Source organism: Affinirhizobium straminoryzae, assembly GCF_007004135.1.
GTDB lineage: Bacteria > Pseudomonadota > Alphaproteobacteria > Rhizobiales > Rhizobiaceae > Neorhizobium > Neorhizobium straminoryzae.
Genome location: NZ_VJMG01000106.1, coordinates 1 through 10,111, shown reverse-complemented (window position 1 = coordinate 10,111; position 10,111 = coordinate 1). Strand labels below are relative to the sequence as shown.

Genomic DNA, 10,111 nt, shown 5'->3' with positions numbered 1-10,111 from the left:
AGATTTCTGGAAGCCCCCCTTGCGGCGCAGGGGGGCTTCCAGAAATCTTGAGGTTCAGAACGGTTTGACGACAACCAGGATGACGATCAGCATCATCAGAACCGTGGGAATTTCGTTCATCATACGCCAGTAGCGTGCGCTCCGCCGCGGACAGTCTGCCGCAAACTGACGCACCGCGCGGCTCTGATGCATATGGGTAAGCGTCAGCAACACGACGAGTGCAATCTTGGCATGCAGCCAGCCGCCCTGGAAGCCAAAGACGCCCCAGGCGAGATAGAGCCCGAGCATCCAGCTGATCATCATGGCCGGATTCATGATGACCTTCAGAAGCCGCTGTTCCATCACCTTGAAGGTTTCAGACTGCACCGATCCAACGGGGGCATCTGTGTGATAGACGAAGAGGCGCGGCATGTAGAACAGGCCGGCCATCCAGGCAATCACCGCCATCACATGGAAGGCCGTGATCCAGCGATCGAAATTGTCGGGCTGCGCCAGATAGGCAGTGAAGATGATCGCACCGAAGACTGCCAGCGCCACACCGGCGCGCAGGGCCGCACGCCGGCCGGTTGAAGCATCCGTCTGCTTCTCAGCCGCCATGATGCAGACCCCGCACCCGATTGACCAGCTGCGTCACATGTTCCGGATTGGCCTCCGGCGTAATGCCATGGCCGAGATTGAACACCAGCGGTCCCTGGCCCAGCACCTGCAGGATGGCATCCACGCCGTCATCGAGTGCACGGCCACCGGCTACCACCCGCATCGGATCGAGATTGCCCTGCACGGGACCGTCCTTCTGCAACTCGGCAGCAAAGCTCAAGGGCACGGACCAGTCGAGGCCGATCATGTCCGCACCGGTCTTCTGGCGATAGTGGCGAAGGTTCAGGCCAGCGCCCTTGGCAAAGGCGATGATCTTTGCCTGCGGGCGCCGGGCCTTGACCGAACGAATGATGCGCGCGACCGGCTCTATCGCATAGGCCTCGAACTCGGCCTCGCCAAGCACGCCGGCCCAGGAATCGAAAATCTGCACCGCATCAGCGCCCGCATCGATCTGCCGCACCAGATAATCGGCGGAAAGCTCGGCGAGGACCGCGAGCAGATGGGCAAAGGCCTCCGGATGACGATAGCCGAACAAACGCGCCGGCGCCTGATCGCTCGTGCCGTGACCAGCGATCATATAGGTGGCAACGGTCCAGGGCGCGCCGCAGAAGCCAAGCAGCGTCGTTTCCTGCGGCAGTTCCGCGCGGATTTGCCGTACCGCCTGCATCACAGGCGCTAGGTGATCGAGAACACCTGCCTGATCCAACGCAGAAATGCCGGCTTCATCGATCGGATCCATGCGCGGGCCTGAGCCCTCCACGAAATGCACGTTGCGCTTCAGGGCATCGGGAATAACGAGGATGTCGGAAAACAGGATCGCGGCATCGAAACCATAACGCCGGATCGGCTGCAGCGTCACTTCGGTCGCCAGATCCGGCGCATAACAGAGCGACAGGAAGCTGCCGGCCTTCGCCCGCGTCGCGCGATATTCCGGCAGGTATCGGCCGGCCTGTCGCATCAGCCAGATGGGTGGAGGCGAGAGGGATGCGCCATTCAGCACGTCGAGAACCTTGCGACCTTCGCCAGCCAAGCGGCGTCCTCCCTATAAAAAAAGAAATCCAGAATCTTTGTTTTGCTGATTCTTAGAGTCGGTGACTATCAGGGATCATTTCTCCTGCACAGTCCACACCCATATGGCGCGACAAAGATGCTCAGGCCGGACGAAGATATGCCCATCTGGGGAAAGATGTGGACGAGGGCGATTCAGAATATGGAATCAGGATCTTGCCGCATCCCGGAAAACAGGATCCTCTGTGGATCAGCCGCGAACCGTGCAAGGGCATCGGGTATCTCTCCACGATTCCCACAGGCATGGATTTCAGCAGGCCACAGCGCCGGGTAATGTGGATAAGTCGACAGTTATGCCTGCCGGCAGGCGAGGGGCGGACCGTCTGTGCCGTTTGTCCCAGGTTATGAACAGAGGATGAAGATTAACGTGGAGAACCGCAAAAGCTTCTTCCATCTGCACCTGATATCTGACTCCACCGGTGAGACTCTGATCTCCGCCGGCCGTGCCGCGGCGGCGCAGTTTCGCGGTGCGCTCGCCATCGAGCATGTCTATCCTCTGATCCGCAATCGCCAGCAATTGCTGCCGGTGCTGCAGGCGATCGACGAAAAGCCGGGCATCGTTCTCTACACCATCGTCGACCAGGAACTCGCGGACCACGTCGCGGAACGCTGCAAGGAGATCGGGGTTCCCTCCGTCAATGTGCTGGAGCCGGTGCTGGCAAGCTTCCAAGCCTATCTTGGAACCATGACACGGCGGCGGGTCGGCGCGCAGCACGCGCTCAACGCCGAATATTTCAAGCGGATCGATGCGCTGAATTTTGCGATGGACCATGACGACGGACAGCTGCCGGAAAACTACGACGAGGCGGATGTGGTTGTGATCGGCATCAGCCGCACCTCCAAGACCCCGACCTGCATCTATCTGGCCAATCGCGGCATCAAGGCTGCCAATCTGCCGCTGGTGCCCGGTGTTCCGCTGCCAGACAGCCTGCTGAAGGCAACGAAACCGCTGATCGTCGGGCTGATTGCCACCAGCGACCGGATTTCGCAGGTGCGGGGCCATCGCGAACTGGGCAGCGTCACCGGTTTCGACCGCAGTCATTATACAGACCGCGCGAACATCCATGAGGAGCTGAAATATGCGCGATCCGTCTGCGCGCATAACCAGTGGCCGGTGATCGATGTCACGCGCCGCTCGATCGAAGAAACCGCTGCCGCCATCGTTGCCCTGCGTCCGAAGCTGCGCTAAGCCCGGCATCCATCACGATCCTTATGACGGGTTGATCCGCGTGTCACAGCCGCTTGTCCTTGCTTCTTCCAGTCCCTTCCGCCGCCAGTTGATGGAAAATGCCGGGCTGTCCTTTACGGCCCGTGCCGCTGTCATCGACGAGCGTGCCATCGAAGCGGATCTCCATCGCCGCGGCGCAGGCCCGGAACAGGTGGCGCTGGAGCTGGCGCGCGCCAAAGCGCTTGATGTTGCCCGACACTATCCCGGAGCCTTCGTGATCGGCTCCGATCAGACCATGTCGCTCGGTGAGCGGGTCTACCACAAGCCGGCGAGCCGCGATGAGGCGCGGGATGTTTTGTTATCCTTGTCCGGCAAGACACATCACCTGAACAGCGGTGTTGCGATCCTCCGCGATGGCACCATTCTCTGGGAAGAGGTGGCGAAGGCGTCGCTGACTGTCCGCGAATTGAGCCCGGCCTTCATCGATCGCTATCTCGATCGCGTCGGCGACAGGGCCCTTACCAGCGTCGGCGGTTACCAGCTGGAAGGCGAGGGGATCCAGCTGTTTTCCGCGATCGACGGTGATTACTTCACCATTCTCGGCCTTCCCATGCTGTCTCTGCTTCAGGCACTCAGAACCCTTGGAGTGATCCATGGTTGACCATTACCCGGCTGATTCACGTGAAACACTTCGCGCCTTCGTCATCGGCACGCCGATCCGTCACTCGCGCTCGCCAATGATCCATAGCCATTGGCTTAAGGCGTTCGGCATCGACGGCGATTATGCGGCAATCGAGATTCTGGAGCCGGATTTCGAACGCTTCATGGCCGCGCTCAAAAACGAAGGTCGCTATCGCGGCGGCAATGTCACCATCCCCCATAAGGAACGTGCCTTCAAGCTTGCGGATCGGCCGGATGCGCTGGCCGAGGAACTGGGGGCCGCCAACACGCTCTGGCTGGAGGACGGCCTCGTCAAGGCGACCAACACCGATGGTTATGGCTTTACCGCCAATCTCGATCAGCGCCATCCGGGCTGGGATCGGGTGTCGCGGGCCGTAGTGCTCGGCGCCGGCGGCGCGAGCCGGGCGATTATCCAGTCAGTGCGCGATCGGGGCATTGGCGAAATCCATGTGGTGAACCGGACGGTCGCCCGCGCGCAGGAACTGGCGGATCGGTTTGGCATCCGCGTGCATGCGCATCCGATCGAAGCGCTTCCGGAGGTGATGGCGCAAGCCGGGTTGTTTGTGAACACCACCTCGCTCGGCATGGAGGGCGAGGGCCGTCTGGATATCGATTTCTCGGTGATGGCGCCGCAGGCCGTCGTGACCGATATCGTTTATGTGCCGCTGGAAACGCCGATCCTTGCGGAGGCACGGCAACAAGGTTTTGCGACCGTCGACGGGCTCGGCATGCTGCTGCACCAGGCGGTGCCCGGTTTCGAAAGATGGTTCGGCCGCCGCCCCGAGGTGGACGAGACGCTACGCGATCTGATCGTCCGCGACATGGAGCACCATGCATGATCCGCATCGGTCTGACCGGATCGATCGGCATGGGCAAGTCAACGACGGCTGGCCTGTTCGCTGCGGAAGGTGTGCCCGTCAATGATGCCGATGCGGTGGTGCATGACCTTTATCGTGGCGAGGCTGTGACGCCCGTCGACGCGGCCTTTCCCGGTGTTGCCCGCGAGGGCGCGATCGACCGGGCGGAACTCGCCCGACAATTGGCCCAGGCGCCGGAACGGTTCAAGGAGCTGGAGGGCATTGTGCATCCGCTGGTGCGGGCGCGGGAGGACGCGTTTCTCGCCGCGCAGCGCGCGGCGGGGGCGGCATTTGTGCTGCTCGACATTCCGCTTCTCTTCGAAAGTGGGGCGACCGGGCGCGTGGATGTGGTTGTTGTGGCCAGCTGCGATCCCGAGATCCAGCGGCAGCGTGTGCTGGCAAGACCCGGCATGACCGAGGACAAGTTTGCCCTGATCCTGTCGCGGCAGATGCCGGATGCGGAAAAGCGGGCCCGTGCGGATTTCATCATCGATACCGGTCATGGTATCGAGGAGGCGAGACGGCAGGTGCGCGAGATCCTCGTGAACCTCAGCCGTGGCAAGCGGAGTGGCAACAACAATGCGTGAGATCATCTTCGATACGGAAACGACCGGGCTCGACAACAAGGCAGACCGCGTCATCGAAATCGGCGGTATCGAACTGCTCAATCATTTTCCGACCGGCCGCACGTTTCACGTCTACATCAATCCCGGCGATCGCAAGGTGCATCCGGATGCCCTTGCGGTGCATGGCATCACCGACGACTTCCTGAAGGACAAGCCGAGCTTTGCCGAGGTGGCGAAGGATCTGGTGGCCTTCTTCGAGGACGCCAAGTGGGTCGCGCACAATGCCAACTTCGACATGGGCTTCATCAATGCCGAGTTTGCCCGGCTTGGCCTGCCGCCGGTGCCACAGGAGGATGTGATCGACACGCTGTCCATGGCGCGGCGCAAGCATCCCATGGGACCGAACACGCTCGATGCGCTCTGCCGTCGCTATGGTATCGACAATTCGCATCGCACCAAGCACGGCGCGCTGCTCGACTCCGAGCTTCTGGCGGAAGTCTATATCGAGATGATTGGCGGCCGGCAGGCCGCTCTGGTGCTGGGCTCCTCCCAACAGACCACCACAGTGGTCGAGGTGGAGGAGACGGAAACGATCGTCCTGACCCGTCCACGGCCGCTGAAGCCCCGTCTGAGCGAGGCGGAAATCGAGGCGCACCAGTCCATGGTGAAGACCATGGGCGACAAGGCACTCTGGTCCCGTTACCGCTGATACGAAAAAAGCCCGGTTTGCGCCGGGCTTTTTCCTGATCTCTAAGACCGTGGATGTCTTAGCTGTTCAGCACCTGGCCCTGCGAGCGGGCCTGTTCTTCGGCAACGCGCTGCGCAAACATCTGGCCGAAATCGATCGGGTCGATCATCAGCGGCGGGAAGCCGCCATTGCGGGTAACGTCCGAAATGATCTGGCGGGCGAAGGGGAAGAGCAGGCGCGGGCACTCGATGAAGAGAACCGGCAGCATGTGTTCCTGCGGGAAGCCGGTGATGCGGAAGACCCCGCCATAGACCAGCTCGGCAGCGAAGACCACCTTGTCGTCATCCTTGGCTTCGGCGTTCAGCGTCAGAACAACGTCGAAATCCGTCGGCGACAGCGGATTGGCGTTCACATTCACGTTGATGTTGATGGAGGGCGCCTTGTCGCGAGCCTGCAACGAACGCGGCGCGCCCGGATTTTCGAAGGAGAGATCCTTCGTATACTGCGCAAGAATGGTCAGGGAAGGGGACTGCGTCTCGTTTTCGTTTGCCATTGGCTGTTCCTCGGCTGCGGTCTTTGGCGCCGTCTAGCATTTCGGTCAGACCCTTACAACCCTTGGCGCCGTCGGTGGCGCGGCTCTTTTGAGGGCTCAGGCGCCGTCTTTCGGCCCGTTCTTCCAGGGTGAATCAGGGTTGGGCCCGCGCTGATAGTCGTTGGCATCGAGATCGAGCGTCGGCTGGTCGGTGCCGCGCCGGGTGCCTGGGTCCCAGGTCGGCCGGGCGGAATAGCTGCTGCGCACGACGAGCCGTTCGCCGAGCATGCGCCAGATCAACCGGCGGAAGCCTGGAATGAACAGCAGGATACCGGCAATATCGGTGAGAAAGCCGGGCAGGACCAGAAGGATGGAGCCGAAGACGATCAACGCGCCATGCACGATCGCTTCGCCCGGCACCCGTCCCGCTCGCCCCTCCGCATTGATCTGGCGGAGTACGTCGAGACCCTGGATCCGCAACAGCACCGTGCCGGCGAGACCGGAGAGGATGACGAGCGCCAGCGTCGGCCAGAGGCCCAGCCATTGCCCGACGACCACGAAGCCGGCGATCTCGGCGAGCGGCAGCCCGAGGAGCAGGAGGGGGAAAAGCAAGCGTGGCATGAGGTCCTTCTCTGGTGGTGACAATCAGGGTGCAAAGGGAACGTGCGCCGCGCTATTTGAATGCGCGCCATAACAGACTATATGAGGTGAAACCTCTCTTATTCCAACAATGCCGCGGGTGATAATGGGCGCGAACGACTTCATAACTCTGTTTTTCCTCGTGGCGGCGGTGCTGATCTTCCTGCAATTGCGCAGCGTGCTGGGCCGGCGTACGGGGCACGAGAAGCCGCCCGTCGATCCCTTCAGCCAGCGGGACACCGCGCGCACTCCGGCAGCCGATGATGGCAAGGTGGTGACCCTGCCCAAGCGCGAACCCGTGGACGAGGAGCAGCGCTTTGCCGAAATCGACGCGGTGGCCAAGCCGGGTACGGCGCTGAACGACGGCTTGCGGGATCTGGTGAAGGCCGATCCGACCTTCCGCCCGAAGGAATTCCTCAACGGCGCGCGGATGGCCTATGAAATGATCGTGATGGCCTTTGCCGACGGCGACCGCAAGACGCTCGGCAACCTGCTGTCGCGCGAGGTCTTCGAAGGCTTCGATGCCGCTATCCGTGACCGCGAAAGCCGCGGTGAGACGGTCAAATCCACCTTCGTTGGTATCGACAAGGCAGAGATCATCCAGGTTGTGGTCAAAAACCACGAAGAGCAGGTGACACTGCGTATCGTCAGCCAGCTGATTTCGGCGACCTACGACAAGGCCGGTGCGCTGGTGGATGGGGATGCGGAAGCGGTGGCCGAGGTGATCGACATCTGGACCTTCGCCCGCGACATCCGCTCGCGCGATCCGAACTGGAAGCTGGTCGCAACCGAATCCGAGCAATGACCGAGAGCGCGCTTCCTGGCCTTGCGGCCGTCCGCTATGAAGATCTGAGGGGGTGGGAGATCGATGATCCCCGCCCCCTCTTTTCAGCCATGGCTGCCTGTCTTGCCCATCTCGAACGGGCCAAGCCCTACCGGACCGGTGCGCTGGGGCTGAGCGCTGCGGATCTGCGCCCGCTGCTCCAGGCGGCTGCCACAGCCGACATCGCCGATGCGGCAGCGGCCCGGCGGTTTTTCGAAAGCCAATGCATTCCGTTTCGTATCACGCCCGCGGATGGCCGCTCCGGCTTCGTCACGGCCTTCTATGAGCCGGAAGTAGAGGTCGCGGACCATCCGGACTCCGGCTATCCTTATCCCTTCTACCGCCGTCCAGCCGATCTGGTCGATCTCGATGCGGCGAACAGACCGGCGACGCTGGATGCATCCTATGTCTTCGGCCGGCAGACTGCCTCCGGTATCGAGCCCTATCCGGATCGCCGCGCCATCGATGAGGGCTGTCTGGCGGGCCAGGGGCTGGAAATCGCCTGGGCGAAATCCAAGGTGGATGTATTCTTCACCCATGTGCAGGGGGCGGCGCGGCTGCGTTATCCGGACGGGCGGATGCAGCGCATCACCTATGCGGCCAAGGCCGGTCATCCCTTTTCGCCGATCGGTCGCCTGCTGATCGACCGCGGCGAGATTGATCCAGCCGGCATTTCCATGCAGTCCATCCGTCGCTGGCTGGCGGAGAATCCGGCTAAGGTGGATGAGATCCTCTGGCATAACCGGTCCTATATCTTCTTCCGCGAGGCGGAGGTGGAGGATATCGATCTCGGTCCGATCGCTGCCGCCAAGGTGCCGCTGGTGCCCGGTCGGGCGCTGGCCGTGGATCGCCTGATCCATACCTTCGGCTTTCCGTTCTTCATTCGCTCCGACAGTCTGACGCATCTCGATGAGGGGCGTCCCTTTGCCCGGCTGATGCTGGCGCTCGATACCGGTTCGGCGATTGTCGGAGCAGCGCGGGGCGACATCTTCACCGGGTCCGGCGATGCTGCCGGCGAACTGGCCGGCACGGTGCGCAACAGCGCGGACTTCTACATCCTGATCCCGAAGGCAGCGGCATCGAGGTTCGGCGGATGAAGGGCGGGCGCAAGCTGAGCGCCGACGAGCGCATCCTCTGGGGCAAGGTGGCCAAGACCGCCAAGCCCATGCCGGGTCGTCTGGAGGAGCTTCTGGAATTCGAGGCGGATTTTCCGCCGGCCGAGGACGGGTCCGCACCGGCGGCATCCACCGGAAAACCGGCACCCGCCGGCCTGTCGCCTGGCGCCGACGCAGCAACGCCAAAGCAGCCGAAGGGCGTCCATCATCCGCTGGAGCGGCCGGTCAAGCGCAAGATCGCAAGGGGCCGCCTCGCGCTGGAGGCGCGCATCGATCTGCACGGCATGATCCAGAGCGAGGCACATGGCATCCTCCTCGACTTTCTGTTGCGCGCCCATGAGCGCGGCCTGCGGCATGTGCTGGTCATCACCGGCAAGGGCAGTTCGCTCGGCAGCGAAGGCGCCCTCAAGCGGGCCGTCCCGTTGTGGTTTTCCAAGGCGGAGTTCCGCTTCCTGATTTCCTCCTACGAGCCGGCGGCGCGTCAGCATGGCGGCGAGGGCGCGCTCTATGTCCGTCTCAGCCGGCGTGGTGGCGAGCCTTGACCCCGTTCGGTGAGGCGCTACGCGATCTGCGCCGGCAGAAGGGGGTGAGCCAGCAGCAGATGGCCGCGGCGATCGGCGTTTCGGCTGCCTATCTGTCTGCCCTGGAGCATGGGCGGCGCGGCCGGCCGAGCTTCGATTTCCTCCAGCGCGTTTGCGGTTACTTCAACATCATCTGGGATGAAGCGGACGAACTGTTCCGTCTGGCCGAGGGGTCCGACCCGCGCGTGACGGTGGATACCGCTGGCCTTCCGCCCCGCTATACAGCGCTTGCCAATGCGCTTGCACGCAATATTCGCCATCTGGAGCCGGACGTGGTAGAGGACATGCTGAAGCTGCTGGAAAAAGCTCCGAACCGGGGCTGACGGCGCATGTCATCCCCTGTTTTTCGTCGTCCGTGCTTTGGAATGAGGGTTGGAACTTCCTATAGTCCGCAATAAGGACGACGGTGATTCGCCGCCTCACCGTCTGCAGCCAAGAACCAGAAAGTTGATTGATGAGCGATACACCCGTCAGCGATAGCGCGAGTGCAGAATACGGAGCCGATTCCATCAAGGTCCTCAAGGGGCTCGATGCGGTGCGTAAGCGTCCCGGCATGTATATCGGTGACACGGACGATGGTTCCGGTCTGCATCACATGGTCTATGAAGTCGTGGACAATGCCATCGATGAGGCGCTGGCCGGCCATGCGGATATCGTCACCGTGACGCTGAACCCGGACGGCTCCGTCACCGTAACCGACAATGGCCGCGGCATCCCGACCGATATCCACTCATCCGAAGGCGTCTCGGCGGCCGAAGTCATCATGACGCAGCTGCATGCCGGCGGCAAGTTCGAC

At 62.3% G+C, this 10,111-nt stretch carries 14 protein-coding genes; 10 read left to right on the top strand and 4 right to left on the bottom strand.

Translation table 11 applies throughout. The annotated features are described in order from the left end of the window. Positions 1–54 precede the first annotated feature (54 nt). Both hemJ and hemE read right to left on the bottom strand, forming a co-directional pair. Complete coding sequence (gene hemJ / locus FNA46_RS24960; protein ID WP_143127946.1) at positions 55–597, bottom strand: protoporphyrinogen oxidase HemJ; 543 nt, start codon at positions 595–597, stop codon at positions 55–57. Next, complete coding sequence (hemE, locus tag FNA46_RS24955) at positions 587–1,627, bottom strand: uroporphyrinogen decarboxylase (RefSeq protein ID WP_143127945.1); 1,041 nt, start codon at positions 1,625–1,627, stop codon at positions 587–589. The genes hemJ and hemE overlap by 11 nt, the downstream gene beginning before the upstream one ends. Before the next feature lie 405 nt (positions 1,628–2,032). On the opposite strand from hemE, the gene FNA46_RS24950 reads away from it, so the two are divergent. From FNA46_RS24950 to dnaQ, 5 genes are read left to right on the top strand one after another with little or no spacing between them, the layout of a single operon-like run. Beyond that, on the top strand, positions 2,033–2,854 hold the full coding sequence (locus tag FNA46_RS24950) for a pyruvate, water dikinase regulatory protein (protein WP_143127947.1): 822 nt from the start codon (positions 2,033–2,035) through the stop codon (positions 2,852–2,854). Positions 2,855–2,894: 40 nt separating this feature from the next. Continuing rightward, entirely contained in the window at positions 2,895–3,494 is a 600-nt protein-coding gene (locus FNA46_RS24945; protein ID WP_143127944.1) for a Maf-like protein, read from the top strand. Beyond that, on the top strand, positions 3,487–4,353 hold the full coding sequence (locus FNA46_RS24940; protein WP_143127943.1) for a shikimate dehydrogenase: 867 nt from the start codon (positions 3,487–3,489) through the stop codon (positions 4,351–4,353). Before FNA46_RS24945 ends, FNA46_RS24940 begins: the two co-directional genes overlap by 8 nt. Beyond that, the gene (coaE, locus tag FNA46_RS24935; protein ID WP_143127942.1) at positions 4,350–4,958 is read left to right on the top strand and encodes a dephospho-CoA kinase; all 609 of its coding nucleotides are present in this window, start codon (positions 4,350–4,352) and stop codon (positions 4,956–4,958) included. Before FNA46_RS24940 ends, coaE begins: the two co-directional genes overlap by 4 nt. After that, positions 4,951–5,646, top strand: coding sequence for a DNA polymerase III subunit epsilon (gene dnaQ / locus FNA46_RS24930; RefSeq protein ID WP_143127941.1), 696 nt, complete (start codon positions 4,951–4,953; stop codon positions 5,644–5,646). The genes coaE and dnaQ overlap by 8 nt, the downstream gene beginning before the upstream one ends. Positions 5,647–5,704: 58 nt before the next feature. On the opposite strand, the gene secB is transcribed toward dnaQ, so the two are convergent. Beyond that, positions 5,705–6,178: a protein-export chaperone SecB gene (gene secB / locus FNA46_RS24925; protein ID WP_143127940.1), complete on the bottom strand. Its 474-nt coding sequence runs from the start codon at positions 6,176–6,178 to the stop codon at positions 5,705–5,707. A gap of 96 nt (positions 6,179–6,274) precedes the next feature. Next, a complete protein-coding gene (locus tag FNA46_RS24920) occupies positions 6,275–6,778 on the bottom strand; it encodes an FxsA family protein (RefSeq protein WP_143127939.1) in 504 nt (167 codons plus the stop codon). A 124-nt stretch (positions 6,779–6,902) separates the two neighbouring features. Between FNA46_RS24920 and FNA46_RS24915 the strand changes: the two genes are divergently transcribed. The 5 genes from FNA46_RS24915 to FNA46_RS24895 form a co-directional block, all read left to right on the top strand. Then, the gene (locus tag FNA46_RS24915; protein ID WP_143127938.1) at positions 6,903–7,601 is read left to right on the top strand and encodes a Tim44/TimA family putative adaptor protein; all 699 of its coding nucleotides are present in this window, start codon (positions 6,903–6,905) and stop codon (positions 7,599–7,601) included. Then, a complete protein-coding gene (gene mltA / locus FNA46_RS24910; protein WP_143127937.1) occupies positions 7,598–8,716 on the top strand; it encodes a murein transglycosylase A in 1,119 nt (372 codons plus the stop codon). Before FNA46_RS24915 ends, mltA begins: the two co-directional genes overlap by 4 nt. Beyond that, positions 8,713–9,276, top strand: coding sequence for a Smr/MutS family protein (locus FNA46_RS24905; protein ID WP_143127936.1), 564 nt, complete (start codon positions 8,713–8,715; stop codon positions 9,274–9,276). Before mltA ends, FNA46_RS24905 begins: the two co-directional genes overlap by 4 nt. After that, complete coding sequence (locus FNA46_RS24900; protein ID WP_143127935.1) at positions 9,273–9,638, top strand: helix-turn-helix domain-containing protein; 366 nt, start codon at positions 9,273–9,275, stop codon at positions 9,636–9,638. The genes FNA46_RS24905 and FNA46_RS24900 overlap by 4 nt, the downstream gene beginning before the upstream one ends. A 131-nt stretch (positions 9,639–9,769) precedes the next feature. Next, positions 9,770–10,111, top strand: a 342-nt coding sequence (locus tag FNA46_RS24895; protein ID WP_246103372.1) for an ATP-binding protein, incomplete at its 3' end; no start/stop codon positions are given.